Here is a 26,058-nt window from a genome sequence, read left to right as displayed (position 1 = left end):
GATTAGTCGTCTGCCTCGCTCTCGCTGCCGCCGCGGTTCGCCCAGTCGCCGTAGAGGTACGACCGGTCGTAGTTCGCGCCGGCGCCCGCGTCGCCGATGACGACGAGGGCGGAGGCGCGGTAGCCGGCGTCCTCGACCTTCTCGCCGATGGTTTCGACGGTGCCTTCGATGACGTCCTCGTCCGGCCACGACGCGTGGTAGACCACGGTGACCGGGGTGTCGGGGTCGTGGCCGTCGTCGCGGAGGCGGTCCATCACGTCCGGGATGGCGTGCGTGCCGAGGTAGATGCAGGTCGTCACGTCGCCCATCGCCACGAACTCCGAGACGTGGTCGTCCTCGGGGTCGAGCGTGCGGCCCTGCGGGCGCGTGAACGCGACGTGGTTCGCCGTCCCGTTCAGCGTGAGTTGCGTCCGCAGCGTCGCCGCCGCCGCGAACGCGGACGTGACGCCGGGGACGATGTACGTCGGGACGCCTTCCTGTTCGAGGGCGTCCATCTGCTCCAGCGCGGCGCCGTAGATTGCGGGGTCGCCGCTGTGCAGGCGGACGACCGTCCGGCCGTCCTCGTGGGCGTCCCGCATCAGGGGAATCAGTTCTTCGAGGTCTTTCCCCACGGAAGAGACGGTCTCGGCGTCCGCGCAGTACGCCTCCAGAAGCTCGCTGTTCACGAGCGAGCCGGCGTGGACCACGAGGTCGGCGTCCTCGACGAGTTCCTTCCCCGTGACCGTGAGCAGGCCGGGGTCGCCCGGCCCCGCACCGATGAACGGGATGCCGTCCTGCACGTCGCCGGCGGTGTGCTCGTAGACGCGGGAATCGCGGCCCCGCTCGCGTCGTTCGCTGGCGGCGTCGATGGCGGCCTGCGGGTCGTCAGTCATCCCCGACCACCCCGCCTGTGCCGTCCGCGTCGCGGGCGTCCTCGAAGGCCGTCGGGCGGTCCTTCTGCAAGTCGGCGCGCTCGGCGTACGCGAGCGTGTAGTAGTCCCGCTCGGCGATTTCGGTGGGGTCCGTTGTCACGCGCTCGTCGCCCTGCTCCATGAACAGCCGGCGGCCATAGGTCACGTCGTAGCCGGCGTCCACGAGCCCCTCGTGGGTCGCGGGCGCGTCCGTGACCTTGAACAGGACCATGCGGTCCGGACCTGTGGGGGAGTTCCCCTGTGCGGCCTCGCGGAGCGCCAGTCCCGCGCCCGCGTCGATTTCGACGCCGAGCGCGGTGGCGAACGCGGTGACGGCGCTGACGCCCGGGACGACCTCCACGTCCACGTCCGGGTGGAAGGCGTCGAGCGTGCGGCGGAGGTGGCCGAACGTCGAGTAGACGTTCGGGTCGCCGAGCGTCACGAACGCCGCGTCGCCGTCCCGGGCCTCCGGCGCGACTTCGCCGGCGGCGTCCCGCCACGCGTCGCGGAGTTCCTGCGGGTCGCGGGTCATCGGGAAGTCGAGGTCGCCGATGCGCGACTCGGGGACGTGCTCGGTCGCGACCGTCCGGGAGAGCCGCCCCGGCGAGTAGACCACGTCCGCCGATTCGAGGACGCGCTTGCCGCGCACGGTCACGAGGTCGGCTTCCCCGGGGCCGAGGCCGACGCCGTAGAGGGTCATCGGTCGCCCTCCGCGTCGTTCCCGGTGGCGCTGCCGACGAGCATGTAGACGGGATTCTGGGAGTCGAAGGAGGTCGCGCCCGCGAGCTCGTAGCCGTGGCTCACCTGGAACTGGACCACTTCGTCCAAGAGGTCGCGGTCGCGGAACGCTTCGGTGGCAGCGCCCGCGACCTCCAGCCGGGAGACGTTCATCACGACCGTCTCGACGCCGGTCTCGACGGCGTAGTCGAGGACCGCCTCGTAGTTGCGGCTGCCGCCGAGGAACAGCGCGTCGGCGTCGTCGGGGAGGCCCTCGGGGGCTTCGGCGTGGCGGACGTCGACGGCGTCCGCGAGGTCGTTGGCCGCGAGGTTCTGCCGGGTCGTCTCGACGCGCTCGCGCTTGCGCTCGACGGCGGTGACGCGGCCGGCGTCCCGGGCGGCGTCGGCGGTGACGGCGCCCGTGCAGGAGCCGACCTCCGCGAAGTGGTCGTCCGGGCCGAGCGCGAGTTTGTCCCGGAGGACCGCTCGCACCTCCGATTTGGTCGGTCCGGCCTTTGCGTCGTGGGGGAGTCGGGTCTGAGCCATCACCGAACACAACAGCAGTAGCGCCTAAAACAATTTTGGTTGTATTAACCAAAGCTCGTTTTCGTTACGGGCGGCGGAACGAGCGATAGCGCAACCGAGAGCGGAATTTGGACAAAGATACTTGAACTCGGCACACCTCAAGTATCGGTAATGAGCGATTCGAGCACCGTCGGGGAGCTGGGGGTCCTCCGGAGCAAGCGCAACGCCACGCGGTACCAGATACTCGTCGAAATCGCGGAGCGCCAGCCCGCGGTCAGCCAGCGCGAAATCGCGGAAGCCATCGGCGTCACCGCGCAAGCGGTCAGCGACTACCTCGGCGACCTCGTCGAGGACGGCCACGTGCGCAAGCACGGCCGCGGCCGCTACGAGGTCACCAAGGAGGGCGTGGACTGGCTCATCTCCGAAACCGACGACCTCCGGTCGTTCGTGGAGTACGTCTCCGAGAACGTCATCGAGGAGGTCGAGGTCGACACCGCCGTCGCGACCGCCGAAATCGAGGAGGGCGAGCGCGTCTCGCTGGCGATGCGGGACGGCGTGATGCACGCCACACCCGGCGACGTCGGGAGCGCCACCGCGGTTGCCGTGACGGCCGCCGAACCCGGGCAGGACGTCGGCGCCGCGGAGTTCGAGGGGATGCTTGACTACCAGCCCGGTGAAGTCACCGTGCTCTCGGTCCCGACCGTCCGGGACGGCGGGAGCCACGCGCTCGCCGACGACGCCGTCGAGGACCGGCTCGGCGACCACGACCGCGTCGCCGCCGCGGGCGTCGAAGCGCTCGTCGCGGTGCGGGACGCCGGCGTCGAGCCCGACATCCGCTTCGGCACTCCCGAGGCCGTCCCGGAGGCCGCGAGCAAGGGGCTTTCCGTGTTGCTCGTGGCGACGACCGACCGGCTCTCCGAGCACACCGACCCGCTGCGCGAGCGCAACGTCGGCTACGAGGTCGTCGAGGCCGGCGAGTAGTCAGTAGAGTTCGCCGCCCAGCGCCACGTCCTCGTCCGGGCCGACCAGCACGGGATTTCCGTCCTCGTCGGGGACGCCGACGGTGAGCACCTCGGACTCGTAGCCCGCGATGTTGACGGTGCCGAGGTTCGTCGCGCACAGCACCTGCCGCCCGACGAGGTCCTCGGGGTCGTAGTTGTAGCCGGTCTGGGCGGCCGACTGCACGACCTCGTCGCCGAAGTCGATTTCGAGCTTCGCGAGCTCTGGTTTGCGGGCTTCCGGGAACGGTTCCGCGGCGACGACTTCGCCGACGGCGAACGTCGTCTCGAAGAGATCTGATGGCACGCCCGACGCGACGGCGTGCGGGGGCAAAACGGTTCGGGACCAACTACTTTGCCGCCGCCGCGCCAAGGGACGGTATGGGTCTGACACTCTACGAACTGGACGGCTGCCCGTACTGTGAGAAGGCCGCCGACGCCCTCGACGACGCGGGCGTCGACTACGAGACGGTGTGGGTGGACGCGATGCACTCCGAGCGCAACGAGGTCAAGCGCGTGAGCGGCCAGCGCGGCGTCCCCGTGCTCGTAGACGACGACCACGCCGTGACGATGGCGGAGAGCGAGAACATTCTCGACTACGTGGAGCGGACGCTCGCATGAAGATTTACACGCGCCGCGGCGACAGCGGGAAGACGGACCTCCGGGACATGACGCGGGTGTCGAAGACCAGCCCGCGCATCGAAGCGTACGGCACTGTCGACGAGGTGAACGCCCTGCTCGGGACGATTCGCCCGACCGGCGTCGACGAACTCGACGAGTACCTGGAGGCCGCGCAGAACCACCTCCACGTCGTGCAGGCGGACCTCGCCAACCCCGAACCCGAGGAGGGCGACCCGGTTGTCACCGACGACCACGTCGACGAGGTCGAGGCGTGGATCGACGCCTGCGAGGAACAGCTGGAGCCGCTGGAGTCGTTCGTCCTGCCGGGCGGCAGCGACGCGGGCGCGAGCCTCCACCACGCGCGGACGGTCTGCCGGCGCGCGGAGCGCCGCGCGGTCGCGCTCGCGGACCACGAGGACGAGGTCAACGAGACCGCAGTCGCGTACCTGAACCGGCTCTCGGACGCGTTGTTCGTGTTCGCGCGGCTGGCGAACCGGAGAGAGGGTGTCCGCGAGGAGTCGCCGTCGTACTGACGGCGCGCGGACGAGATGATGATGCCTTCGTCCCGGTGCGGGACGCGGTTGGTGCCGACGGGTGACAGGGTGGGACAGACGCGGTCGGACGGCCGGCGGCGCCCGCCGCTCGATTTTTAGGTTGGCCCAAAACAACTAAAATCTATCGGTGCCGGGCATCGGGTCCGGGTTCGGCGCGTCGCCGCGTCCGCCGACTAAACGCAAGTCTTAATGGCGGCCTGCGGGTACTACTTGGTGCGCGGGTCGGTGGTCTAGTCCGGTTATGACGGCTCCTTCACACGGAGCAGGTCGGCGGTTCAACTCCGCCCCGACCCACTTCTACCGAAGCAACGACCGCGAGCGACCAGCGTGTCGCTCGCGTCGTTCGAGGGTGTGTGCGGTCGGAAGGAGTTGAACCCTGCAAGTCGCGCGCAGCGTCGCGAGCACGTCTTGCTTCGGTTCAACTCCGCCCCGACTCGAATCCGCCTACTCCTCGTACGGTTCGTGCGTCGCTTCCCAGCCGTCGAGCGTCGGTTCGACGTCCGTGACTTCGTAGAGGCGAATCCCCTGCTCCTGTTTCGTGCGGACGCGCGTGTCGTAGTGGTCGGCGGCGTACTCGAAGTCGTCGTCGGATTCGCCGACGAACGTGCGGTGGTCGTCGAGGCGGCTGGCGGCGAAGTCGCGGGAGAGCGCGGGGGCGTCGCGGATGCGGTCGTCGAAGGCGTCCGCGAGGCCGTCGTCGCGTTCGACGCCGACGGAGTGACGACCAGAAATTGCGGCGGCGAGGCTCGTGGTGCCGGTCCCCCAGAACGGGTCGAGGACGGTGTCGCCGTAGACGGAGTACATGTTCACGAGGCGGTACGGGAGCTCCAGCGGGAACGCCGCGGAGCGCTCGCGCAGTTCGGGGTCGGCGAGCGTCTGGTGCTCGCCGTTGAGGTCGTCCCAGACGTCGGAGAACCAGCGGTTGCGCTCCTCCCAGAAGTACGCGGCCTCGTAGCGGCGCTCCGCGCGCGGCTCGAACTCGCGGCGTTGGCCGTTCCGAAACACCAGCAGGTGTTCGCGTTCGAGCGTGACGTACGCGTTCGGCGGCACCATCCCGCTACCCATGAACTTCGCGGCGGAGTTGGTGGGCTTGCGCCAGAGCACGCCCGGGAGCGGGTCGAAACCCAGCGACTCGAAAGCGTCGGTGACGCGCGCGTGGTTGTCGTAGACGCGGAACCGACCGAGGTTGCGGGTGGCGTCGCCGACGTTGACGACGGCGATGCCGCCCGGAGCGAGCACGCGCGCGACTTCCGCCCACGCCTCGTCCAGCACGGAGAGCATCAGGTCGTGGGCGCGGTCGCCGTCGCCGGCGTCGAGCGCGTCGCCGATAGCGGGGTCGAGGGCGGCGAAGACGTCGTCCCACATCTCTATCATGGGGTACGGCGGCGACGTGACCACGAGGTCCACGGAGTCGTCGGCGAGCGGGAGGTCGCGCGCGTCGCCGACGCGGACGCGGTGGGTGGTCTCCATTCACTCAGTCGTCCGGGCGCCGACACGTAGGCGTTTCGCTGGCGTCAGGCGTCGCTCATGCGGCGCGCGTCGGTCGTCTCGCAGACCAGACACCGGCTCACGCGGTAGGGCTCCCGCGAGCAGCCGGGGTTGTCCGCGGCCGGGTTCTCGACGCGGAGTTCGATGCGGACCGCGTGGCGGGTCGGTCGGTCGCAGTCTGGGCAGAACTCCCGGAGCGTCGGGTCGGGTGCGGTGGTGGTCATCGTACTCGCTCCCTCGACCGCCCGCCACATAAACCGGGGAAACCGTGGCCGTCGTTTCACGCCGTTTAACGCGAGTTAGCACAGTTTACCGACGCGGTTCGCCGCGGAACCAGAACTGCTGGCCGCGGCCGTTGGACCTAACTTCTCGCGTGGTGTGCGTTCACACGCCGGTCGCGTGGCTCGGCGAGGGGTGTCCGAGCCCGCAGCGACCTGCTCCGTCCTCACGTTTCTCACCGGGTAGCCGCGGCTCCCGGCCGCTCGGCTCCGAAAGAAAAGCGGCGCGCGCCGACTACAGCAGCTCTTCGATGTTGTCCGCGACTTCCTCGGGGGTGTCGCCGACAGGGACGCCCGCCTCGTTGAGCGCGTTGATTTTCGATTCGGCGGTGCCGGTGCCGGAGCCGGAGACGATGGCGCCCGCGTGGCCCATGCGCTTGCCCGGCGGCGCGGTGCGGCCCGCGATGAAGCCGGCGACCGGCGTGTCCATGTTCTGCGCGATGTACTCGGCGGCCTCCTCCTCGTCCTCGCCGCCGATTTCGCCGCACATCACGACGGCCTCGGTCTCCTCGTCCTGTTCGAACAGTTCGAGGGCGTCGATGAAGTCCGTCCCGATGATGGGGTCGCCGCCGATGCCGATGGCGGTGGTCTGCCCGATGCCGCGCTGGGTGAGCGAGTCAACGACCTGGTAGGTCAGCGTGCCGGAGCGGGAGACGAGCCCGACCTTCCCCTCCGAGAAGATGTTCCCGGGGAGGATGCCGAGCTTCGCCTCGCCGGGCGTGATGATGCCCGGGCAGTTCGGCCCCTGCAGGCGCGTGTCCGTCTCCTGCAGACGCTTGTTCACCTTCGCCATGTCCTGCGTGGGGATGCCCTCGGTGATGGCGACCGCGAGGTCGAGGTCCGTGTCGAGGGCCTCGAAGATGGCGTCCCCGGCGAACGCCGGCGGCACGAAGATGACGGAGGCGTCGGCGTCCTCCTCCTCGACGGCGTCGTGGACGGTGTCGTAGACCGGGACGCCGGCGACCTCCTGGCCGCCCTTGCCCGGCACCGCGCCCGCGACGACGTTCGTGCCGTAGTCAATCATCTGTTCGGCGTGGAACTTCCCTTCCCCGCCGGTGATGCCCTGTACCACGACGCGGGTGTCGTCGTCGACTAGAATGCTCATTGTTCTGCCTCCGTGTCAGCGTATTCGACGGCGCGCTGCACGGCGCCTTCGAGCGTTTCCTCGACGGTCACCAGCTCGTCGTTGAGAATCTCGCGGCCCTCCTCGGCGTTCGTGCCGGCGAGCCGGACGACGACGCGCTTGGGAATCTCGTCGAACTGTTCGAGCGCGGCGTTGATGCCCTTCGCGACCTCGTCGCCCCGGGTGATGCCCCCGAAGATGTTGAACACGACGCTGTCGACGTTCTCGTCGCTGAACACCATGTCGAGGGCGTTCGCGACGCGCTCGGCCTTCGCGCCGCCGCCGATGTCCAGGAAGTTCGCGGGCTTGCCGCCGTAGTAGTCCACGAGGTCCAGCGTCGTCATCACGAGCCCGGCGCCGTTGCCGATGATGCCGACGTTGCCGTCGAGGCGCACGTAGTCGAAGCCGTACTCGTTGGCCTTGGCTTCGAGGTCGTCCTCGGCGGCCTCGTCCTCCATCTCCGCGAGTTCGGGCTGGCGGAACAGCGCGTCCTCGTCGATGTTCATCACGGCGTCCGCGGCGATGACCTCGTCGTCGGCCGTGACCATCAGCGGGTTGATTTCGACGTCGCTGCCGTCGCGGTCCTCGAAGAGGTCGTACAGCGTCGTGAGGATGCTCGCGACGTCGCCCGCGACCTCGCGGGGGATGCCCGCGTCGTAGACGACCTTCCGCGCCTGGAAGGGGTGGAGGCCGAACGCGGGGTCGACGTGCTCCCGGGCGATGGCCTCGGGGTCTTCCTCGGCGACCTCCTCGATGTTGACGCCGCCCTTCTCGGAGACCATCACGACGGGCTTGCCCTCGCCGCGGTCCATCGTGACGCCGACGTACAGTTCGTTCGTGAAGTCGACTGCTTCCTCGACGAGAACTCTATCGACGGTGTACCCCTTGAGGTCCATGCCGAGAATCGCCTCGGCGGCCTCGCGGGCTTCGTCGTCGTTCTCGACGAGCTTGATGCCGCCGGCCTTCCCGCGGCCGCCGACGTGTACCTGGGCCTTCACCGCGACGGGGTAGCCGAGGTCACTCGCGGCCTCGACGACCTCGTCGACGGACGTGGCGAGCGTCGACCCGGGGGTCGGGATGCCCGCCTCGGCGAAGACCTGCTTCGCCTGATACTCGTGGAGCTTCATTTTGCACTCGGAAGGCTGTCGCGGGTTCGCATAAAGCCAACCCTTCTCACTCACCCCTGCCGCTTTCCTGCGGTTGGCTCTGTGACACGATTCGAGGTCGCCGCTGTCGGCCGATTTAAGCGCCGTTCCCGGCCTGTGGCGTCCGCTCGCGCGTGAGCGAGCGAACGAGAACGACGACGGCGTGCGGCGCTCGCCGGCCGGGAGTGCCGTGGGCCGCGCTCGAAAACCGTACGCTTTTTAAATGGCGGCGTGGGTACGCCGTGGTACACCATGACAGAACGAGAAACCTGGGCGACGAGACTCGGATTCATCCTCGCGGCAGTCGGGTCGGCCGTCGGCCTCGGGAACATCTGGCAGTTCCCGTTCAAGACCGGAACGAACGGCGGCGCGGCGTTCGTCTTCGTCTACCTGCTGGCCGCGCTGCTCATCGGCCTCCCCGCCATCCTCGGGGAGTTCGTCGTCGGGCGGCGCGCGAACATCAACGCCGTCGAAGCGTTCGAGCGGCTGAAACACCCCGCTTGGACGGTCGTCGGCGCGCTCGGCCTCCTCACCGGACTGTGGATTCTCTCCTACTACAGCGTCGTCGGCGGCTGGGTCATCCGGTACATCTTCGGGAGCGCGACCGGCGCGTACTTCGGTGACGCCGCCGGCTACTTCGCGTCCGTCTCCGCCGGCTGGGAGGCCATCGGCCTCCACGCCGTCTTCATGGCCGTCACCGCCGGCATCGTCGCGTTCGGCGTCGAGGACGGCATCGAGAAGGCGACGAAGCTGATGGTGCCGTCCATCGTCGTCATGCTCGTCGGCCTCGCCATCTACGCGTTCACCCTCGACGGCTCCACGGCCGCGTACAGCTACTACCTCTCCCCGGACTTCGAGTACCTCGCGAACAACCTCGGCAGCGTCGTCCCGTTCGCCGTGAGTCAGGCGTTCTTCTCGCTGTCGCTGGGGATGGGCGCGATGATAACGTACGCGTCCTACCTCGGCGACGACGACAGCCTCCCCGCGGACGGCAGCCTCGTCGTCGTCCTCAACACCGCGGTCGGCCTGCTCGCTGGCCTCGTCGTCATCCCGCTGCTGTTCGTCCAGTTCGGCGGCGTCCCGGACGCCGCGGCCGGCGGCGGCGCGGGCGCGCTGTTCGTCTCCGTCGCGCAGGTGTTCGCCGACCTCGGCACCGCCGGACAGGCTCTCGGCGCGGTGTTCTTCGCCGTCGTGCTCATCGCCGCGCTCTCCTCCGCGATTAGCCTGCTGGAGGTCGTCACCTCCTACGTCGTGGACAACTACGGCTACAGCCGCCCCGCGACCGCGTTCGGGTTCGCCGGCAGTCTGTTCGTGCTCGGGACGCTGGCGGCGTGGAACACCGCGTGGCTGACGTGGTTCGACACGCTCGCGTACAGCGTCCTGCTGCCGCTGTCGGTGCTGCTCGGCGTCGTCTTCGTCGGCTGGGTGTACGGCCCGCAGGCCGTCGACGAGATCAAGAAGGGCACCAGCGGCGGCGAGACGTTCGCCACCGCGTGGCTGTGGTCGATTCGGACGTACGTGCTCGTCGGCGTGTTCGTGACGCTGTACCTCGGCGTCACCGACATCTACGCCGCGCCGCCGATTCCGGGACTCTAGGAACCGTCACCGGCGCCGCGATTTTGGCGCCGACCCATAGTTCTATAACGGTCTTTTAGCGTCGTTCCGCCGTGCTTTCTGCGGTTTGACGGTTCGTCAGTCGCAACCCTCAAATGCGGGGGGTTGCTACGCCGTGACAATGACACGCGAGTCCTGGCAGACGCGAATCGGGTTCATCCTCGCGGCCGTCGGGTCGGCCGTGGGGCTCGGGAACCTCTGGCGGTTCCCGTGGATGACAAGCGAGAACGGCGGTGCGGCCTTCCTCTTGGTCTACCTCGGCGTCGTGTTGCTCGTCGGCGTCCCCGGCCTGCTCGCGGAGTTCGTCATCGGGCGACGCTCCCGACGCAACCCCGTGGGCGCGCTCTCGGACCTCTCGAACTCGAAGTACTGGTCGGCGTTCGGCCACGTCTTCGTCGTCACCGGCGTGGTCCTCCTCTCCTTCTACAGCGTCGTCGGCGGGTGGATTCTGCGCTACTTCGCGGAGAGCTTCACGGGCGCGTACTTCGCCAACCCCGGCGCGCACTTCGACGCCGTCAGCTACGGGCTCGACGCCGTCGGCTTCCACCTCCTCTTCCTCGGCGTCACCGCGCTCGTCGTCCTCCGCGGCGTCCGCCGCGGCATCGAGAAGGCGACGAAACTGATGATGCCCGCCATCGTCGCGTTGCTCGTCGCGCTCGCGGCGTGGGGGCTCACCCTCGACGGCGCGGCCGAGGGCGTCGCGTTCTTCCTCTCGCCGGACGTCGGCTTCCTGCGCGCGAACTTCTTCGACATCCTCCCGCAGGCCGCCGGGCAGGCGCTGTTCACGCTGTCGCTTGGCGCCGGCACGATGCTGACGTACGCCTCCTACCTCGGCGAGGACCGCTCGCTGGTCGCTGACGGCACCGCCATCGCCGTGCTCAACACGCTCGTCGGCGTGCTCGCGGGCGTCGTCGTCTTCCCCATCCTGTTCGCGCTCGGGTCCGGCGCGGGCGCCGGCGGCCCGGGCGCGCTGTTCGTCAGCCTCGCGGGCGCGTTCGCCGCGCTTCCCTACGGGGAGGTCGTCGGCGTCGTGTTCTTCGGCGTCGTGTTGCTGGCCGCGCTCTCCTCCTCGATCTCGATGCTGGAGATTCCGGTGTCGTTCCTCGTCGACGAGTACGGCGTCTCGCGGCGCCGCGCCGTCGCCGGTCTGCTCGGCGTATTCGCCGTTACTGGCAGCGTCTGCGCGCTCGACGCCGGCGTCTTCGGCGTCGTCGCCGGCCCGCTCGTGGACCTCCTGCTGACCGGCGGGCTCGTCGGCTTCCTGCTGTTCGCGGGCTGGGTGCTCGGCACGGCCGCCGTCGAGGAACTCCGTCGCGGCGCCGGCTCGTTCGCGCAGTCCGTGGCGACGCCGTGGCTGTACGCCGTCGGCGTCGTCATCCCCGTGTTCCTCATCTTCACGTTCGTCTCCGGGCTCGCGGGCGCGCTCGGCGTCGCCGTCGGCCCGCTGTCGCTGCTCGGCGTCACCTTCGACCAGACTCGCGTGTTCCTCGCGGTCACCGTCGCGGTCGCCGTCGCGTCGTTCCTCGGGCTGCGCCGCTCCCGGTCGGTCCTGTAAGCTACCGTCGCGTGCGGCCGTCTCGGAATCCTTTTGCCGCCGGTGGGGGAACGGTGTCACAATCAGATGACGATGGAAGAGCGCATCGAGGAACTGCGCGAGAAGACCGAGCGCGCACTCCTCGGCGGCGGCGAGGACCGAATCGAGTCCCAACACGACAAGGGGAAGATGACCGCCCGGGAGCGCATCGACTACTTCCTCGACGACGGCACGTTCAACGAGTTCGACCAGCTGCGCACCCACCGCAGCCACAACTTCGGGATGGAGGAGAAACAGCTCCCCGGGGACGGCGTGGTCACGGGCTACGGCGAGGTGAACGGCCGCACCGTCTTCGTGTTCGCCCACGACTTCACGGTCTTCGGCGGCAGTCTCGGCGAGGTGTTCGCCGAGAAGGTCACGAAGGTCATGGACAAGGCCGTGGAGGTCGGCGCGCCCGTCATCGGGCTCAACGACTCCGCGGGCGCCCGCATCCAGGAGGGCGTGGACGCCCTCGGCGGGTTCGCGGAAATCTTCACGCGCAACGAGAAGGCTTCGGGTGTGGTTCCCCAGATTTCGGCCATCATGGGGCCGTGCGCGGGCGGCGCGGTCTACTCGCCCGCCATCACGGACTTCATCTTCATGGTGAAAGACACCAGCCACATGTTCATCACCGGCCCCGACGTCATCGAGACGGTCACCGGTGAACAGGTCGGCTTCGAGGAGCTGGGCGGCGCGACCACTCACTCCTCCGAGTCCGGCGTTGCGCACTTCGCCTGCGACAGCGAGGAGGAAGCCCTCGACCAGATCAAGCGCCTGCTCTCCTATCTCCCCCAGAACAACGTCGAGGACCCGCCCCGGGTCGAACCCTACGACGACCCCGAGCGCCGCGACGACGCCCTCGAAACCATCGTCCCCGACGAACCCCGCAAGCCCTACGACATGACCGACGTGGTGGGCAGCGTCGTCGACGAGAACTCCTTCTTCGAGGTGCAGGAGAACTACGCGAAGAACATGGTCGTCGGGTTCGCGCGCCTCGACGGCCGCTCGGTCGGCGTGGTCGCCAACCAGCCCCGCGTGAGCGCGGGCACCCTCGACATCGAGGCCTCCGAGAAGGCCAGCCGGTTCGTCCGGTTCTGTGACTCGTTCAACGTCCCCATCGTCACGTTCGTGGACGTCCCCGGGTTCATGCCGGGGACCGACCAGGAGCACAACGGCATCATCCGCCACGGTGCGAAGCTGCTGTACGCCTACTCGGAGGCCAGCGTCCCCCTGCTGACGGTCATCACGCGGAAGGCCTACGGCGGCGCCTACGACGTGATGGCCTCCAAGCACCTCGGCGCGGACGTCAACTACGCGTGGCCGACCGCCGAAATCGCCGTGATGGGGCCGAAGGGCGCGGTGAACGTCCTCTACCGGGAGGAGCTCGAAGACGCCGAGAACCCCGACGAGCTCCGCGACCAGCTCATCGACGAGTACCGCGAGGAGTTCGCGAACCCCTACACGGCCGCGGACCGTGGTTACCTCGACGCAGTCATCGAACCGACGGAGACGCGCCCGCGCCTGATTCAGGACCTCGAGATGCTGGCGAGCAAGCGCGAGGACTCGCCGGACAAGAAACACGGCAACATCCCGCTGTGATGGCCACCGACTACGACATCTCCGTTCCCGACGACGCGACCGAGGCGGAGGCCGCTGCCATCGCGGCCGCGGTGAGCGCGCACCTCGCGCGCCTCGAAGCCGAAGCCGCGGCCGCCGAAGGCGACGAAGAATCGTGGGACGACGAGAAGTGGACGTTCGCGGGCCGCCTCGAAGCCGTGGACGGGCGCGCGGACCGCGTTCCCGACGGCGCGCCGACGGACCCGTGGACAGCGGCCGGCCGCAGCGACCGGTTCTGAGCGACGACGCTCGTTCTCGAAGTGCGACCGTTTGTCGGCCGGATTCGAACCGACAGTATGAGTAGGGCGTCCGCAGAACGGTCTCCCAAGAATGTTCGAGAAGGTTCTCGTCGCGAACCGCGGCGAAATCGCCGTCCGCGTGATGCGGGCGTGCGAGGAACTCGGTATCGAGACGGTCGCCGTCTACAGCGACGCCGACAAGCACTCCGGGCACGTCCGGTACGCCGACGAGGCGTACAACGTCGGGCCCGCCCGCGCGGCGGACTCGTACCTCGACCACGAGGCCATCATCGACGCCGCCCAGCAGGCCGACGCGGACGCCATCCACCCCGGCTACGGCTTCCTCGCGGAGAACGCCGAGTTCGCCGGGAAGGTTGAGGAGACCGAGGGCGTGACGTGGGTCGGCCCCTCCGCCGACTCGATGGAGCAGCTCGGCGAGAAGACGAAGGCCCGACAGACGATGCGCGCGGCCGACGTCCCCATCGTCCCCGGGACGACCGAGCCCGCCGAGTCCGCCGAAGAGGTCAGGGAGTTCGGCGACGAGCACGGCTACCCCGTCGCCATCAAGGCGGAGGGCGGCGGCGGCGGCCGCGGCATGAAAATCGTCCACGGCCCCGAGGAGGCCGACGAGCAGTTCGAGTCGGCGAAGCGCGAGGGGGAGGCGTACTTCGACAACGACAACGTCTACCTCGAACGCTACCTCCAGAACCCCCGCCACATCGAGGTCCAGATCGTCGCCGACGAGCAGGGCAACGTCCGCCACCTCGGCGAGCGCGACTGCTCGCTGCAGCGACGCCACCAGAAGGTCATCGAGGAGGGTCCGAGTCCCGCGCTCACGGACGACCTCCGCGAGGAAATCGGGGAGGCCGCGCGCCGCGGCGCGGACGCCGCCGGCTACACGAACGCCGGAACCTTCGAGTTCCTCGTCGAGGACGACCCCGACCGCGAGGCCGGTGAACTACTCGACGCCGACGCGGACTTCTACTTCCTCGAAGTCAACACCCGGATTCAGGTCGAGCACACCGTCACGGAGGAGCTGACGGGCATCGACATCGTGAAGTACCAGCTCCGGGTCGCGGCCGGCGAACAACTGGACTTCGCCCAAGACGACGTGGAACTGGACGGCCACGCAATCGAGTACCGCATCAACGCGGAGAACGCGGCCGACGACTTCGCGCCCGCGACCGGCGGCAGCCTGGAGACGTACGACCCGCCGGGCGGCATCGGCGTGCGCGTCGACGACGCGCTCCGGCAGGGCGACGACCTCGTCACCGACTACGACTCGATGGTCGCGAAGCTCATCGTGCACGGGAGCGACCGCGAGGAGACCATTGCGCGGTCGCAGCGTGCGCTCGCCGAGTACGACATCGAGGGCATCCCGACCATCGTGCCGTTCCACCGGCTGATGCTCACCGACGACGCGTTCGTCGGCGGCACGCACACGACGAAGTACCTCGACGAGCACCTCGACCCCGAGCGCATCGACGAGGCCCAAGAGAAGTGGGGGACGGAACCCGCGGGCACGGAGAGCGACGAGGAGGTCGTCGAGCGCGACTTCACCGTGGAGGTCAACGGCAAGCGCTTCGAGGTCGAACTCGAGGAGCGCGGCGCCGCCCAGCTCGCGGTCGGCGGGTCCGACAGCGGCACCGGCCGACCGCCCGAGACCGCCGGCGGGAGCGGCGACGAGGATTCCGAGACGGTCGTGGAGGGCGGCGGCGAGACCGTCGAGTCCGAGATGCAGGGGACGATTCTCTCCGTGGACGTCGCGGAGGGCGACGAGGTCGAACCCGGCGACGTGCTCGTGGTGCTGGAAGCGATGAAGATGGAGAACGACGTGGTCGCCTCCCACGGCGGCACCGTCACGCAGGTCGCCGTCGAGGAGGGCGACAGCGTGGACATGGGCGACGTGCTCGTCGTCATCGACTGAGCGCCGACGCCCGAATTTTTATTACCTGTACTATCCCTCTGTGACATAATGCCGGGGGTGGCGGCGTCGTCGTGCGACGACCCGTGGGCGCTCGTTGACCTGTCAGCCGTCTACAGCGCTGGCTGTCGCGGGGCCGCGCCGCCACTCGACGCCGCGCCGCGGCCGAGAGGCACCGAGCAGTGTAACCGTAGCGGCCCCGCTAGGCTGGAGCACCGACGCACCATGGGTGGCGACACCAGCAGCGAGCCGACTCACCGACGAGACGCGCGGGTGCAGCGATGAGGCCGGAGTTCGAGCCGCTGGTCGACCCGGACGGCGTCCTCGTGCGCGCCCCCATCGAGAACGCGCAGTTCGAACTGTACACCGACCGCGTCGTCGACCCCGTCGAGACCGACACCGACCAGTTCGTCCTCCCGGTGGACAGCGCCGTCGCCATCGAGGCCGGGAGACTGGAGATTCCGCGGCTCGTGAACGTCTTCCTGTGGGACGACGACGGGACGATGGTCGGCGAGTCCGTCAACCAGCAACACACCGAGCACGCCAGCGGGTGGTACTCGCTGGACCTGCCGCTCGGCCCGATGAAACTCCAGATTGTGGCGGAGAGCGGGCTGACGGTTCGCCGCTCGGAGAACGCGACGCAGGTGGAGTTCGCCGGCGAGACGCCGCTGTTGCTCGGCGTCCGGTCGCTCCACGAGTCCCCCGCCGGCACCATCACCATCGGCGACGACGTCGAGGACGCGATGCGCGCCGTCGCGCTCAGTGGCTCCGCGCTGAAGACGACGTCCCCGGAGCGGTCGTTCCCGTCCCTGCGCGGCCACCCGCCGCTCATCGAGCGCGCCGACGGCTTCGACGCGCCGGACGCCTTCGAGCGCCCCGAGACCGACGTCGCCATCGAGATTCCCCGCGACTACGGCGACCTCTTCCGCGTGAGTTCGCTGGCGTACTACCTCGGCGCGGACGTCGTCCCCGGCGACGACCGCGTACTCGACGTCGCGGGCGAGCGCTACGACCTCGACACCGACCGCGGCTTCGAAGCGGAGGTGTCGAACCTGCTCAAGCACGTCTTCTTCCTCGATTGTGTCACCCGCACGGAGGGGTTCTACCCGGTGAACCTCCACGAGCGGAACGTCGTCGAGCCCGACCTCCCGTTCGACTCGGCGGCCGTCTACGACGCGACGCCGGCCGAACGCCTGCGCGCGTACCTCGACGTCTCCTACGAGGTCACCGCGCCACACCTCCCGCAGTGGAAGCTCACCGCGGACATCGAACCCGACCCCGACCACGTCGAGGCGATTCCGTTCGTCGCGAACGAGCTCGCGACGGTCAGGATTCCCGAGGACGACGAGGACCCCGACGTCCACGACGAGCCCGAGGCGCTGACGGAGTTCTACCGGACCGACGGCGCGACCGTCCGCAGCACCGCCGGCGAGGAGGCGGCCGCCGACTGGTCGAACGTCGTCAAGCCCGACGAGACGGACGCCATCGAGCACGCGTGGATTGCGGAGGGGTTCCCGCTGGGCGCGAGCAAGACCCGCGTGGAGTCGTACCTCCGGCGGCTCGACCGGCCCGCCCGCGACCAGGACTCCATCAGCATCGACATCGTCTGCAACGAGGACGAGATGAGCGAGGAGGACATCGTCGAACAGTTCTACGGGACGCGGGACGTCTTCGAGTTCGACATCGCGGTCCACTACGACCTCACCGGCGACGAGCTCGCCGACGTCCTGCGCAAGGACACCGACTTCCTGCACTACATCGGCCACGTCGACGAGCGCGGCTTCCAGTGCGCGGACGGGATGTTCGACGCGCGGACGCTGGAGGAGGTCAACGTCGACGCGTTCCTGTTGAACGCCTGCAAGTCCTACGAGCAGGGGGACGCGCTCGTCGAGCGCGGGAGCTACGGCGGCATCGTCACGCTCGCGAACATCAGCAACGACCCCGCAGTCCGCATCGGTCGCGCGCTCGCCCGACTGCTGAACAACGGCTTCACGCTGCAGGCGGGGCTGTCGGTCGCGCGCCACGTGACGCTGTTCGGAAACAAGTACATCACTATCGGCGACGGCACGCTCCAGTTAGTCCAGAGCAAGAACGGGACGCCGGTCGCGACCGAACTCACGGAGACCACCGGCGGCTACAAACTCACGATACGGGGGTATCCGACGCCACGGTCGTCCATCGGCTCGATGTATCAACCTCACATCAAAGAAAACACTAGTCAGTACCTGAACTCCGGTATTATCGACACCTTCGAGGTGACAGTGAGCGACCTGCGCGAGTTCTTCAACCGCGGTGTGGCGCCGGTGCTGTACGACGGCGGACTCACGTGGAGTGACGAACTACTGCAGAACGAACTTAGTTAGGGGCCACTCGTCGTGGTGCCGAGACTCGCTGCCGCGGCACCTGTACTCGACAGGAACACCATCAGGCTGAACAGCACGCCGATCATCCGGGGGTTGTCCTCGAGGAACTGCGTGAACTTGCTGTCTGACATCGTCTACCCACACCATATCCCGCCGGGATATTCAATCTATTTGAAGATACCCGAGATAAAATATATCGAAATTACTCGTATGAAAGTAGTTCGGGGGACAGAACCGGCCCGAACCGCTCGTCTCGGGGTTCGGCGGCGCGGTTCTTCAGCCTTTCCCGCGAAAGCGGGGACTTTTGCTGGCGTAGCGGGTAGCTCCCAGCGATGAACGAGACGCGCCGCGCGGTCTTGGACGCGCTCGCCGACGGGCCCGTGGCCGGTCCCGCGCTCGCCGACGACCTCGGCATCTCGCGGACCGCGGTCTGGAAGCACGTCGAAGCGCTCCGCGAGGCCGGGTTCGCCGTCGAGAGCACGAGCGACGGGTACGCGCTCGCGGGGGTTCCCGAGTACGGCGCCGAAGCCGTCGATTTCGGGCTGGACGCGCCGTTCGACGTAGAGTACCACGACGCGCTCCCGAGCACGAACGACCGCGCGCGGGAACTCGCCGCCGACGGTGCCAGTGACGTGGTGGTGCTCGCGGACCGTCAGACCGGCGGGCGCGGGCGGCGCGGCCGCGAGTGGTCGTCGCCGTCCGGCGGCGTCTGGATGAGCCTCGTGTTGCGGCCGGACGTCCCGCCGGCGCGCGTCCCGCTGGTGACGCTCGCGGCCGCAGTAGCAGTCACCGACGCCGCTCGGGAGGCCGGCGTGGACGCCGCCATCAAGTGGCCCAACGACTGCATCGTCCCCCGCGAGGGGGCCGAGCGTGGCGGCGACAAGCTCGCGGGCGTGCTCACGGAGATGGAGGGCGAGGCGAGCCGGGTCTCGTGGGTGGTCGTCGGGGTCGGCGTGAACGCCAACGTCGAGCCCGAGGAACTGGCCGGGGACGCGACGAGCGTGCGCGCGGAAGCGGGGGACGTCGAGCGCCGCGCGTTCGTCCAGCGGTTCCTCGAACGGTTCCACGAACTCCGCGAAGACCCCGACGCCGTGCTCGACGCGTGGCGGGACCGCGCCGCGACGCTCGGACAGCGCGTCCGCGTCGAAACCGCCGACGGGGACGTGGTCGGCGACGCCGTGGACGTCACCGAGCACGGCGCGCTCGTCGTGGAAACGGAAGACGGCAGAACGGTCGTCCACGCGGGGGACTGCCAGCACCTCCGGCCGGCGGACGGCGCCTAGCTCTCGTCGTCGACGCGCACCGTCAACACCGGCACCGACGACGACCGGACGACTTTCTCCGCGACGCTCCCGAGCAGCAGCCGGTCGATGCCGCCGCGGCCGTGCGTGCCCATCACGACGAGGTCACAGTCCTCGGCGTACCGGACAATCTCCCGGCTGGGGTTGCCGTCGACGAGCGCGCGCTCGACGGGGACGCCGCGGTCGTCCGCCAGCGCCTCGACGTCGTCGAGCGCGGCGGCGCCCTCCTCGTTCATCATCGCGGCGACGCTCTCCCACGAGGACTCCATCGGGAGCCCGGAGAAGCTCGCGGAGTTGACGACGTACAGCGCGTGGACGGTCGCGTCGTGTTCGGCGGCGAGGTCGATGGCGTGTTCGACCGCCTCCCGTGTCTCCTCGCTGCCGTCGGTCGGCACGAGGATGCGCTCGTAGCGGCCCATGTGTGTGACCGATTGTCGGGGAGCGGCTTAACTTTCGGGGCGGATTCCCGGTCGGCGGCTACTCCGCCAGCGACTCGGGCGTGACGACCCGCTTCACGTCGCTGGCGCCGGCGCGGCGCACGACCGCGCGCACGGGGTCGCGGACGCCAGTCAGGTTGTCCGAATCGCCGTCGAGCACGAGCACGCGGGCTTCGCGGCCGGCTTCGAGGACGCCGTGGTCCTCGCCCAGAATCTCGGCGCCCGCGCGGGTCGCCATCCGCAGCACCTCGGGCGCGGAGACGTCGAAGAGCTTCGACGCGAACGCCATCTCGCGGAACATCGACGGGCTGTTCGTCATCACGTTGTCCGTGCCGAGCGCGACCGTCGTGCGGTCTAACAGCTCGCTGACCGGCGGCGTCCCGACGTCCGTCACGAGGTTCGACCGCGGACACACCGCGACCGGAATCCCGTTGTCCTCGACGCGGTCGAGGTGCAGGCCCTCGGCGTGGACCATGTGCACGAGCAAGTCCGGGTCGAGGTCGATGGCGGGGTTGATGTCCCGCGAGTCCACCTCGCCGGCGTGGATGGCGAACGGCTTCCCGGCGTCACGGGCGGCGTTGCGCTCCTTGCCGAACTCGCCGTCGGCCGCGCCGCTCGCGCCGAACCCGTCCGCGACGCCGAGCACGTCCGTCGTCTCCCGCCCGAAGATGAACGGGTCTACGCCCGTGCCCTCGGCGGCCTCGCGGAGCGCGTGCACGCCCTCGACGCCGCCCTCCCGGAACTCCAGCGTGCGCGTCGTGCCCGTCTGGTGCATGAACTGGAGGCTGCGTCGCATCCCCTCGACGAGCTCCTCGCGGCTCGCCTCGCGGAGCAATCGGTGTTTCAGGCCGTCCGGCGGTGCGACGAGTTCTTCGAGCGTGAGCCCGCGGCCCGCCTCCTTCGCGATGGAGTCCCCGAGGTGGGTGTGCGCGTTCACGAACGCCGGCAACACGACGTCCTCGGAGTCGGTCAGTTCCTCGTCCAGTCGGACGACCTCGCCGTCCTCGACGACGAGCGTGCCCTCCACGGGCTCGTACTCCTCGCCCCAGAGGACGGTTCCGGAGAGTTCCATACCGGGAGGTGCGCCCGCGGCACCGTCAAGGTTACTCGACGCGGTGGGCGTGCTCTCAATGCGTTCGAGCACGCGCTCCGCGCTCGCCGTAACGTGACCTCCTTCCAGTCGGTCACGCTACTCGAACTCTGTCAGCGACGCGTACCGCCCGGGCGTGTTCACGTCGCTGATGAGCGCACCGTCGGTTTCGAGGCCGAGCACGCGCTCGGCGGCGTGGCCGACGGCTTCGAGGTGCGGTTCGGGCGCGTAGACGCCGAGGCGCCACTGCTCGCGCTGGGCGACCTGGAGCGCGCGCACGAGCGTGGATTGTTCGTCCAGCCGGCGGACCTCCCCGCCGACCAGCACGCCGGTCGTGGACTCGCGCATCGACGGCTTCCCGGGGACGTCCAAGATTACGGCGTCCGAATCGACGCCCGCGTCCTCGGCGACCTCGCGCTCGAACTCGCGGATTTCGTCGTGGTCGGCGTCGAGGAGGGCGTCGCTGACGTCGCCCATCTCCGCCCAGACGGCGCGCTTGTAGAGGTCGCGCTCGGCGAGCCGGCGGCCGAACTCGCGGCTCGCGTCGTGAGTTCGCAGGGCGACGGAGAGCTCGTGGTCGTCCATGCGGCGGAGCTGCTCGGCGTCGATTTCCGTGGTGTTCAGGAGGGCTTCGGTGCCGCGGCGGAGCATCGACTTGCTGATGCGGGCGACGTGGTGGCTGTAGACGGTCGGGTTCATCAGCGCGCGCGCCAGCAGGAGGGACTCGGCAGTCTGGACGTTCCCCTCGTCGAGCACGAGGTCGCCGTCGATGAACGTCAGTTCGCGGACGAGGCGGCCGTGGTCGATGGTGCCGTAGGGGACGCCGGTGTGGTGGGCGTCCCGCACGAGATAGTCCATCCGGTCCACGTCCAGTTCGCCCGCGACCAACTGGGCGAGTTCGCCGTCGCCGCGAATCAGCGCCGCGACCTCCTCGGGGTCGATGTCGTGGTCGTCGAGGACGGCGGCGACGCGGCCCTCGGTGACGAGTTCGTCCACGTCGTCGTGTTCCTTGCCGGTGCGGCGGGCGACGACGCCCTCGACGTTGTGGCTGTACGGGCTGTGGCCGACGTCGTGGAGGACCGCCGCGGCGCGCACGCGGTCGGCGCGCTGGCCGGCGATGCCGAGGTGGTCGAGCGCGCGGTCGGCGAGGTGGAAGACGCCCAGGGAGTGCTCGAAGCGCGTGTGGTTCGCGGAGGGGTAGACGAGCGCGACGGTGCCCAGCTGCTTGATGCGGCGGAGCCGCTGGACGGGCGGCGTATCCAGCAAGTCGGCGGCGACGCCCTCGACCTCGATGTGGTCGTGGACGCTGTCCTTGATGGTCGTCATCGGGCGTGCGTTCGGCGTTCTCGCGTAAAAAGCCGTGGCCGGCCGTCTACGGGCCGTCGGTCGGACGCGGCCCGCTGGCGGCGTTCGGAGGGGTTTTCCGCGCGCCCCTCGAATCGCGAGCATGCGAAAACAGATTGCGGCTGTCGCGGTCGCCGCTCTCCTCGTGCTCGCCGGCTGTAGCGCCGGCGGGGGCGCCGGGACGACGGCGCCCGGGACCGCGACCGGCGCCGACGCAGTGTACGAGTCGCCGCTGAACGGAACGACGGTCGCACAGAACCACGAGGCCGTGGTCCGCGAGGCCGGGTCGTTCACGCTCGTCTCCACGTCGACGCAGACGCAGGCCGGCCAGTCGTTCACCCGCGAGGGCTCGACGGCGGTCGACCTCGACTCCGGCGCGTACCTCTCCAACCGGACGGTCCGCGGTCAGAACGTCCTGCAGTACGGCTACGGCAACGGGACGGCGTTCCAGCGCGTCACTGTGGGTAACCAGACGCAGTACGCGGTCCCCCAGCAGACCCCGAACACCACCCAGCTCGCGGGCGACCAGCTGGCGTCGTTCGTCGGCCTGTTCGCGTTCTCCTACAACGGCACTGAGAGCGCCGACGGAACGACGGTTCACGTCTACGAGGCCAACGGCGTCGATGCAATCAACGAGTCAGCGCCCGGCTTCGCCAACCTCGACACGAGTAACCTCACGAACGTCAGCTCGGAGGTCCGCGTCACCGACGACGGGCTCGTGACCGAGTTCGGGTACTCGCTGTCCATCGATACGGGCGACGGCGAAGCGTCGGCGTCCCTGAACCAGCAGTACCTCGACGTGGGCTCGACGGAGGTCTCCGAGCCCGCGTGGCTCGACGAGGCGCGCGCGAACACTTCCGCCTGATTCTCCCGCTCGCTTCGGTGACGCAAGGGTTTACCCGACCGCGCACCGACGACGAGCCATGACGACGTTCCTCGCCGGGGGGACGGGTACCCCCAAGCTCCTCGCGGGCGGCCGCGAGGTCTTCGACCCCGCCGACGCCACGGTCGTCGCGAACACCGGCGACGACGTGGAGCTCGGTGGCCTGTTCGTCTGTCCCGACGTCGACACCGTGCTGTTCGAGGGCGGCGGCGTGCTGGACCGCGAGACGTGGTGGGGCATCGAGGGCGACGACGCGACGACCCACGACTACCTCACGGACCTCTCCCGGGAGGCGGGCATCGAACCGGGTCCGCGCTACCTCCCCGACGACCGACAGACCGCGGGCCGCGACCTCGCGCGCTGGCGGCGCTTCTCGGCGGCGTCGGAGTTCATGTTCATCGGGGACCGCGACCGCGCGGTCCACGTCCTCCGCACCAGCCTCCTCGACGAGGGCAACTCTCTCACCGAGGTCACGCGGACGCTCGCGGACGCCTTCGACGTCACCGCCGACGTGGTGCCGATGAGCGACGACCCCGTCGCGACCATCGTCCACACGCCCGACGGCCCCGTCCACTTCCAGGAGTTCTGGGTCGCCGAGGACGGCGAGCCCGCGGTCGAGGACGTGGAATTCCGCGGCGCCGACCGAGCCGCCCCGAGCGACGCCGCCCTCGAGGCGCTCCGGGACGGCCCCGTGGTCATCGGCCCGTCGAACCCCGTCACGAGTATCGGCCCGATGCTCGCGCTCGACGGCGTTCGCGAGGCGCTCCGCGAGACCACCGTGGTCGCCGTCTCGCCGTTCGTCGAGGACGAAGTGTTCTCGGGGCCAGCGGCGAAACTGATGGACGCAGTGGGCTACGAGCCGTCGACGGCGGGCGTCGCGGACGCCTACCCGTTCGCGGACGCGTTCGTGCTCGACGACGCCGACAACACGAGCCTCGACCGGCCCGTCGTCCGCACGGACACCGAGATGAACGACGACGCGGACGCCGAGCGCGTCGCTCGCGCGTGCCAGCAGGCCGTCGAGCGCGCCAGCGGGGAGGTGGCCTGATGTTCGCGCCGCGCGTCGCGCTCGCGAGCCTCAGCGGCGAGTCCGACGCCGAGTGGGCGGAGGCCTGCGCGCGCCCCGCCGGAGCGGCGTTTCTCGGCGGCATCGCCATCGACGAACCGACCCGCGACGCCGCCCGTGAGATGGTCGAACGCGACCGCGAGGAGTTCCTCCCCGACGACCCAATCGTGTTCGTCGACGACCAGCTCGCCGAACTCGACGACGCGTTCCTCCGCGCGGGCATGAACGTCCGCGCGGTCGAACTCGACCCGCTCCGGGAGGTCGCAGTGGTCTGCGCCGACCACGACGCGATGCTCGAGGTGAACGCGCATTGCCGGCAGGACGAGATGTGCGACGCCGGCGCCGGCGAAACCCTCCTCCGAGACACCGAGCGGCTCTGCGAGCAGGTCGAGACGGCCAGCGACGCGGGCGCTGCGGTCTCCGTGAAGGTGCGCGCGGAAGTCGAGGGCGTCCACTTGCCGACGCTCGCGAAAGCCATCGAGCGCGCCGGCGCCGACGCGATTCACGTGGACGCGATGGACTCCCGGCGCGTCGTCCGCGACGTCGCCGAAGCCACGGACTGCTTCGTCGTCGCGAACAACGGCGTCCGCGACCGCGAGGACGTCTTCGAGTACCTCGCGTACGGCGCGGACGCGGTCAGCGTCGGCCGGCCGAGCCGCGACCCCGAGAAGGTGCAGTCGGTGTACGCCGCGGTCAAGGAGTGGTTCCTGTGACGCCCGCCGAGCACGCCGAACTCGCGCTGCTCGTGGAGGTCGCGGGCACGCCCAAGCCGGGGAACGTCGACCGCGAGCGCGACCTCGCGGACCTCCACTTCGAGCAGTTCCTCGCCGGCGCCGTGGGCGCGCGCGACGGCCTCGAAGCCGCCGAGGACGGCCCGGTCGGGGACGCCTTCGAGACAGCCGTCGCGGGGATGGCCGACGGTAGCGGGACGAACACGCAGTTCGGCTGCCTGCTGTTGTTGACGCCGCTCGTGCGCGCCGCGTCTCGTGGCGACCTCTCGCCCGAAGGTGTCACCGAGGTCGTCGAGGCGACGACCGTCGCGGACGCCGAAGCGTTCTACCGCGCGTTCGAGCACGCCGAAGTCGCAGTCCCCGACCCGCCCGAGGGTATCGACGCGCTCGACGCGCGCCGCGGCGCGGCCGCGATTCCCGCGCTCCGCGAGCGCGGCCTCACGCTCGAAGACGTGATGGACCTCAGCACCGACCACGACGCCAACGCCCGCGAGTGGCTCCAGGGCTTCCCGCGCGTGTTCCGCGCAGCCGCCCGCATCGAGGCGGGACGTGGGCCGCTCGCCGACCGCGCAGCGTCGGCGTTCCTCACGCTGCTCGCCGAGGAATTCGATACGCTCGTCGTCACCGAGCACGGCGAGGGCGTCGCCCGCGAGGTCCAGGAGCGCGCGCTCTCCCTGCAGCGCGCCGACGCCGACGAAGTTCGAGAGTTCGCCGACGACCTCGTGGAGCGCGGCATCAACCCCGGGACGACCGCGGACCTCACCGCCGCCGCGGTGTTCGTCGCGCTCGAACGCGGGGTGTCCGTCCGTGGCTGAGTGGCCGGTCTCGCTCCGCGGGACGACGGAGACGGTCGTGACGACGCGCGGGCCGAACGACCTGTGGAACGTCGCAGCGCTGGGGGTACGGGCGCCCGCAGGCGCCGAACGAGCGAGCGGCGAGAGCGTGCTCGACCGCAGGGAGAGCACGGAACGACGAACGGCGAGCGTAGCGAGCCGTGAGCGCAGCGAGCCGCGAGCAGCTCCCGAGGACGGGGAAACGGCGACCGCGACGACGTGGGGGAACACGCGCACGCGCCGGAACTTCCACCGCGAGGGCGGCGGCTACGTCCAGTTCGTCTCCGATCCCGTCGTGTTCGCGGACGCCGCGCTCTCGATTCGCGAGGAGCGCGAGCGCGTGCTGGACGCGGCGGACGCGTGGGCCGAGGTGGAGGTCGAACACGTCGGGACGGACGAGGACGACGGCACGCGGCGCGAGCACTGGGAACTCCGCCCCGTCGAGAGCGAGGTCGTGCGGGCGTCGCCGGCGACGATAAACCGCGGCTTCAACGCGGTCGTGGAGGCGACGGTCGCCGCGTCGCGGCTGGACGTGCCCGCCTACGACACCGAGACGTTGCGCGAACGCCTGCGATTCTTCGCGGGCGTCGCGCGCAAGTGCGGCGGCGAGCGCGAACGCGAAGCCATCCAGCGAGTGCGCGAGTACGTCGACGGCGAGTGGTAGCTACCGGTAGAACTGCGCACCGCGCCGCCTCCCCGCCGAA

The 26,058-nt window shown here is 69.5% G+C and carries 27 protein-coding genes and 1 tRNA gene; 16 read left to right on the top strand and 12 right to left on the bottom strand.

The genetic code is table 11. The features are described from left to right. Positions 1 to 2 precede the first annotated feature (2 nt). From HHUB_RS09060 to cbiT, 3 genes are read right to left on the bottom strand one after another with little or no spacing between them, the layout of a single operon-like run. On the bottom strand, positions 3 to 872 hold the full coding sequence (locus HHUB_RS09060; protein WP_059057298.1) for a cobalt-precorrin-4/precorrin-4 C(11)-methyltransferase: 870 nt from the start codon (positions 870 to 872) through the stop codon (positions 3 to 5). Beyond that, a complete protein-coding gene (locus tag HHUB_RS09055) occupies positions 865 to 1,590 on the bottom strand; it encodes a cobalt-factor II C(20)-methyltransferase (RefSeq protein ID WP_059057297.1) in 726 nt (241 codons plus the stop codon). Before HHUB_RS09055 ends, HHUB_RS09060 begins: the two co-directional genes overlap by 8 nt. Next, entirely contained in the window at positions 1,587 to 2,153 is a 567-nt protein-coding gene (cbiT, locus tag HHUB_RS09050) for a precorrin-6Y C5,15-methyltransferase (decarboxylating) subunit CbiT (RefSeq protein ID WP_059057296.1), read from the bottom strand. The genes HHUB_RS09055 and cbiT overlap by 4 nt, the downstream gene beginning before the upstream one ends. Positions 2,154 to 2,303: 150 nt before the next feature. On the opposite strand from cbiT, the gene HHUB_RS09045 reads away from it, so the two are divergent. Beyond that, positions 2,304 to 3,113, top strand: coding sequence for a DUF7839 domain-containing protein (locus HHUB_RS09045; RefSeq protein WP_059057295.1), 810 nt, complete (start codon positions 2,304 to 2,306; stop codon positions 3,111 to 3,113). Here the strand turns inward: HHUB_RS09045 and HHUB_RS09040 are convergent, their stop codons facing one another. Next, positions 3,114 to 3,437 (bottom strand): tRNA-binding protein, encoded by a 324-nt coding sequence (locus HHUB_RS09040; protein ID WP_059057294.1) that lies wholly within the window; start codon positions 3,435 to 3,437, stop codon positions 3,114 to 3,116. A 74-nt stretch (positions 3,438 to 3,511) separates the two neighbouring features. On the opposite strand from HHUB_RS09040, the gene HHUB_RS09035 reads away from it, so the two are divergent. The 3 genes from HHUB_RS09035 (at position 3,512) to HHUB_RS09025 (ending at position 4,599) form a co-directional block, all read left to right on the top strand. Beyond that, positions 3,512 to 3,751: a glutaredoxin family protein gene (locus HHUB_RS09035; protein WP_059057293.1), complete on the top strand. Its 240-nt coding sequence runs from the start codon at positions 3,512 to 3,514 to the stop codon at positions 3,749 to 3,751. Then, positions 3,748 to 4,284 (top strand): cob(I)yrinic acid a,c-diamide adenosyltransferase, encoded by a 537-nt coding sequence (locus HHUB_RS09030; protein ID WP_059057292.1) that lies wholly within the window; start codon positions 3,748 to 3,750, stop codon positions 4,282 to 4,284. The genes HHUB_RS09035 and HHUB_RS09030 overlap by 4 nt, the downstream gene beginning before the upstream one ends. Before the next feature lie 240 nt (positions 4,285 to 4,524). Beyond that, positions 4,525 to 4,599: transfer RNA gene (locus HHUB_RS09025), tRNA-Val, on the top strand. Positions 4,600 to 4,749: 150 nt separating this feature from the next. Here HHUB_RS09025 and HHUB_RS09020 read toward each other — a convergent pair. From HHUB_RS09020 to sucC, 4 genes are all read right to left on the bottom strand, one after another. Continuing rightward, positions 4,750 to 5,775: a DNA-methyltransferase gene (locus HHUB_RS09020; RefSeq protein WP_059057291.1), complete on the bottom strand. Its 1,026-nt coding sequence runs from the start codon at positions 5,773 to 5,775 to the stop codon at positions 4,750 to 4,752. 44 nt (positions 5,776 to 5,819) lie between these two features. Further along, positions 5,820 to 6,017 carry a DUF7835 family putative zinc beta-ribbon protein gene (locus HHUB_RS09015; protein ID WP_059057290.1) on the bottom strand — a complete coding sequence of 66 codons (198 nt, stop codon included), beginning with the start codon at positions 6,015 to 6,017 and terminating at the stop codon, positions 5,820 to 5,822. A gap of 289 nt (positions 6,018 to 6,306) precedes the next feature. Next, on the bottom strand, positions 6,307 to 7,176 hold the full coding sequence (gene sucD, locus HHUB_RS09010) for a succinate--CoA ligase subunit alpha (RefSeq protein ID WP_059057289.1): 870 nt from the start codon (positions 7,174 to 7,176) through the stop codon (positions 6,307 to 6,309). Next, positions 7,173 to 8,321, bottom strand: coding sequence for an ADP-forming succinate--CoA ligase subunit beta (gene sucC, locus HHUB_RS09005; protein ID WP_059057288.1), 1,149 nt, complete (start codon positions 8,319 to 8,321; stop codon positions 7,173 to 7,175). The genes sucD and sucC overlap by 4 nt, the downstream gene beginning before the upstream one ends. Before the next feature lie 270 nt (positions 8,322 to 8,591). Here sucC and HHUB_RS09000 point away from each other — a divergent pair, with 270 nt between their 5' ends. The 6 genes from HHUB_RS09000 (at position 8,592) to HHUB_RS08975 (ending at position 17,669) form a co-directional block, all read left to right on the top strand. Further along, positions 8,592 to 9,935 carry a sodium-dependent transporter gene (locus tag HHUB_RS09000; RefSeq protein WP_059057287.1) on the top strand — a complete coding sequence of 448 codons (1,344 nt, stop codon included), beginning with the start codon at positions 8,592 to 8,594 and terminating at the stop codon, positions 9,933 to 9,935. Between the two features lie 139 nt (positions 9,936 to 10,074). Continuing rightward, positions 10,075 to 11,508: a sodium-dependent transporter gene (locus HHUB_RS08995; RefSeq protein ID WP_059057286.1), complete on the top strand. Its 1,434-nt coding sequence runs from the start codon at positions 10,075 to 10,077 to the stop codon at positions 11,506 to 11,508. A gap of 72 nt (positions 11,509 to 11,580) precedes the next feature. Next, positions 11,581 to 13,125, top strand: a complete 1,545-nt coding sequence (locus HHUB_RS08990; protein ID WP_059058251.1) for an acyl-CoA carboxylase subunit beta — start codon at positions 11,581 to 11,583, stop codon at positions 13,123 to 13,125. Then, positions 13,125 to 13,382: a hypothetical protein gene (locus HHUB_RS08985; protein ID WP_059057285.1), complete on the top strand. Its 258-nt coding sequence runs from the start codon at positions 13,125 to 13,127 to the stop codon at positions 13,380 to 13,382. Before HHUB_RS08990 ends, HHUB_RS08985 begins: the two co-directional genes overlap by 1 nt. 91 nt (positions 13,383 to 13,473) lie before the next feature. Continuing rightward, positions 13,474 to 15,309, top strand: coding sequence for an acetyl-CoA carboxylase biotin carboxylase subunit (locus HHUB_RS08980; protein WP_059057284.1), 1,836 nt, complete (start codon positions 13,474 to 13,476; stop codon positions 15,307 to 15,309). Positions 15,310 to 15,587: 278 nt separating this feature from the next. Further along, positions 15,588 to 17,669 (top strand): hypothetical protein, encoded by a 2,082-nt coding sequence (locus tag HHUB_RS08975; protein ID WP_059057283.1) that lies wholly within the window; start codon positions 15,588 to 15,590, stop codon positions 17,667 to 17,669. Here HHUB_RS08975 and HHUB_RS17525 read toward each other — a convergent pair. Next, positions 17,666 to 17,800 carry a DUF7503 family protein gene (locus HHUB_RS17525; RefSeq protein ID WP_256943830.1) on the bottom strand — a complete coding sequence of 45 codons (135 nt, stop codon included), beginning with the start codon at positions 17,798 to 17,800 and terminating at the stop codon, positions 17,666 to 17,668. The genes HHUB_RS08975 and HHUB_RS17525 overlap by 4 nt on opposite strands. A 201-nt stretch (positions 17,801 to 18,001) precedes the next feature. On the opposite strand from HHUB_RS17525, the gene HHUB_RS08970 reads away from it, so the two are divergent. Further along, entirely contained in the window at positions 18,002 to 18,952 is a 951-nt protein-coding gene (locus HHUB_RS08970) for a biotin--[acetyl-CoA-carboxylase] ligase (RefSeq protein WP_059057282.1), read from the top strand. Here HHUB_RS08970 and HHUB_RS08965 read toward each other — a convergent pair. From HHUB_RS08965 to HHUB_RS08955, 3 genes are all read right to left on the bottom strand, one after another. After that, positions 18,949 to 19,389, bottom strand: a complete 441-nt coding sequence (locus tag HHUB_RS08965) for a universal stress protein (RefSeq protein ID WP_059057281.1) — start codon at positions 19,387 to 19,389, stop codon at positions 18,949 to 18,951. The genes HHUB_RS08970 and HHUB_RS08965 overlap by 4 nt on opposite strands. Before the next feature lie 58 nt (positions 19,390 to 19,447). Further along, a complete protein-coding gene (locus HHUB_RS08960; RefSeq protein ID WP_059057280.1) occupies positions 19,448 to 20,479 on the bottom strand; it encodes an amidohydrolase family protein in 1,032 nt (343 codons plus the stop codon). A gap of 117 nt (positions 20,480 to 20,596) precedes the next feature. Continuing rightward, complete coding sequence (locus HHUB_RS08955) at positions 20,597 to 21,823, bottom strand: HD domain-containing protein (RefSeq protein WP_059057279.1); 1,227 nt, start codon at positions 21,821 to 21,823, stop codon at positions 20,597 to 20,599. A gap of 121 nt (positions 21,824 to 21,944) precedes the next feature. Between HHUB_RS08955 and HHUB_RS08950 the strand changes: the two genes are divergently transcribed. From HHUB_RS08950 to HHUB_RS08930, 5 genes are read left to right on the top strand one after another with little or no spacing between them, the layout of a single operon-like run. Continuing rightward, entirely contained in the window at positions 21,945 to 22,706 is a 762-nt protein-coding gene (locus HHUB_RS08950) for a DUF7537 family lipoprotein (protein WP_059057278.1), read from the top strand. A 58-nt stretch (positions 22,707 to 22,764) separates the two neighbouring features. Continuing rightward, positions 22,765 to 23,772, top strand: coding sequence for a 2-phospho-L-lactate transferase (gene cofD / locus HHUB_RS08945; protein WP_059057277.1), 1,008 nt, complete (start codon positions 22,765 to 22,767; stop codon positions 23,770 to 23,772). Continuing rightward, complete coding sequence (locus HHUB_RS08940) at positions 23,772 to 24,503, top strand: tRNA-dihydrouridine synthase (protein ID WP_059057276.1); 732 nt, start codon at positions 23,772 to 23,774, stop codon at positions 24,501 to 24,503. Before cofD ends, HHUB_RS08940 begins: the two co-directional genes overlap by 1 nt. Continuing rightward, positions 24,500 to 25,336, top strand: a complete 837-nt coding sequence (locus HHUB_RS08935) for a triphosphoribosyl-dephospho-CoA synthase (RefSeq protein ID WP_082687216.1) — start codon at positions 24,500 to 24,502, stop codon at positions 25,334 to 25,336. The genes HHUB_RS08940 and HHUB_RS08935 overlap by 4 nt, the downstream gene beginning before the upstream one ends. After that, positions 25,329 to 26,018, top strand: coding sequence for a DUF447 domain-containing protein (locus tag HHUB_RS08930; RefSeq protein ID WP_059057274.1), 690 nt, complete (start codon positions 25,329 to 25,331; stop codon positions 26,016 to 26,018). The genes HHUB_RS08935 and HHUB_RS08930 overlap by 8 nt, the downstream gene beginning before the upstream one ends. Positions 26,019 to 26,058 lie beyond the last annotated feature (40 nt).

The organism is Halobacterium hubeiense (assembly GCF_001488575.1).
Classification (GTDB): Archaea; Halobacteriota; Halobacteria; order Halobacteriales; family Halobacteriaceae; genus Halobacterium; species Halobacterium hubeiense.
The sequence above is the reverse complement of the archived record's forward strand: the minus strand, read 5'-3'. Positions and strand labels throughout refer to the sequence as shown.

What these genes read in the sequence shown, in the direction of transcription:
- cofD (WP_059057277.1), top strand. Translation starts at nt 22,765, where the DNA reads ATGACGACGTTCCTCGCCGGGGGGACGGGTACCCCCAAGCTCCTCGCG.
- HHUB_RS09020 (WP_059057291.1), bottom strand. Translation starts at nt 5,775, where the DNA reads ATGGAGACCACCCACCGCGTCCGCGTCGGCGACGCGCGCGACCTCCCG.
- HHUB_RS08950 (WP_059057278.1), top strand. Translation starts at nt 21,945, where the DNA reads ATGCGAAAACAGATTGCGGCTGTCGCGGTCGCCGCTCTCCTCGTGCTC.
- HHUB_RS08975 (WP_059057283.1), top strand. Translation starts at nt 15,588, where the DNA reads ATGAGGCCGGAGTTCGAGCCGCTGGTCGACCCGGACGGCGTCCTCGTG.
- sucC (WP_059057288.1), bottom strand. Translation starts at nt 8,321, where the DNA reads ATGAAGCTCCACGAGTATCAGGCGAAGCAGGTCTTCGCCGAGGCGGGC.
- HHUB_RS09015 (WP_059057290.1), bottom strand. Translation starts at nt 6,017, where the DNA reads ATGACCACCACCGCACCCGACCCGACGCTCCGGGAGTTCTGCCCAGAC.
- HHUB_RS08955 (WP_059057279.1), bottom strand. Translation starts at nt 21,823, where the DNA reads ATGACGACCATCAAGGACAGCGTCCACGACCACATCGAGGTCGAGGGC.
- HHUB_RS08970 (WP_059057282.1), top strand. Translation starts at nt 18,002, where the DNA reads ATGAACGAGACGCGCCGCGCGGTCTTGGACGCGCTCGCCGACGGGCCC.
- HHUB_RS09030 (WP_059057292.1), top strand. Translation starts at nt 3,748, where the DNA reads ATGAAGATTTACACGCGCCGCGGCGACAGCGGGAAGACGGACCTCCGG.
- HHUB_RS09045 (WP_059057295.1), top strand. Translation starts at nt 2,304, where the DNA reads ATGAGCGATTCGAGCACCGTCGGGGAGCTGGGGGTCCTCCGGAGCAAG.
- HHUB_RS08990 (WP_059058251.1), top strand. Translation starts at nt 11,581, where the DNA reads ATGGAAGAGCGCATCGAGGAACTGCGCGAGAAGACCGAGCGCGCACTC.
- HHUB_RS08965 (WP_059057281.1), bottom strand. Translation starts at nt 19,389, where the DNA reads ATGGGCCGCTACGAGCGCATCCTCGTGCCGACCGACGGCAGCGAGGAG.
- HHUB_RS09035 (WP_059057293.1), top strand. Translation starts at nt 3,512, where the DNA reads ATGGGTCTGACACTCTACGAACTGGACGGCTGCCCGTACTGTGAGAAG.
- HHUB_RS09000 (WP_059057287.1), top strand. Translation starts at nt 8,592, where the DNA reads ATGACAGAACGAGAAACCTGGGCGACGAGACTCGGATTCATCCTCGCG.
- HHUB_RS08940 (WP_059057276.1), top strand. Translation starts at nt 23,772, where the DNA reads ATGTTCGCGCCGCGCGTCGCGCTCGCGAGCCTCAGCGGCGAGTCCGAC.
- HHUB_RS08960 (WP_059057280.1), bottom strand. Translation starts at nt 20,479, where the DNA reads ATGGAACTCTCCGGAACCGTCCTCTGGGGCGAGGAGTACGAGCCCGTG.
- HHUB_RS17525 (WP_256943830.1), bottom strand. Translation starts at nt 17,800, where the DNA reads ATGTCAGACAGCAAGTTCACGCAGTTCCTCGAGGACAACCCCCGGATG.
- HHUB_RS08995 (WP_059057286.1), top strand. Translation starts at nt 10,075, where the DNA reads ATGACACGCGAGTCCTGGCAGACGCGAATCGGGTTCATCCTCGCGGCC.
- HHUB_RS09060 (WP_059057298.1), bottom strand. Translation starts at nt 872, where the DNA reads ATGACTGACGACCCGCAGGCCGCCATCGACGCCGCCAGCGAACGACGC.
- sucD (WP_059057289.1), bottom strand. Translation starts at nt 7,176, where the DNA reads ATGAGCATTCTAGTCGACGACGACACCCGCGTCGTGGTACAGGGCATC.
- HHUB_RS09055 (WP_059057297.1), bottom strand. Translation starts at nt 1,590, where the DNA reads ATGACCCTCTACGGCGTCGGCCTCGGCCCCGGGGAAGCCGACCTCGTG.
- HHUB_RS08985 (WP_059057285.1), top strand. Translation starts at nt 13,125, where the DNA reads ATGGCCACCGACTACGACATCTCCGTTCCCGACGACGCGACCGAGGCG.
- HHUB_RS08980 (WP_059057284.1), top strand. Translation starts at nt 13,474, where the DNA reads ATGTTCGAGAAGGTTCTCGTCGCGAACCGCGGCGAAATCGCCGTCCGC.
- cbiT (WP_059057296.1), bottom strand. Translation starts at nt 2,153, where the DNA reads ATGGCTCAGACCCGACTCCCCCACGACGCAAAGGCCGGACCGACCAAA.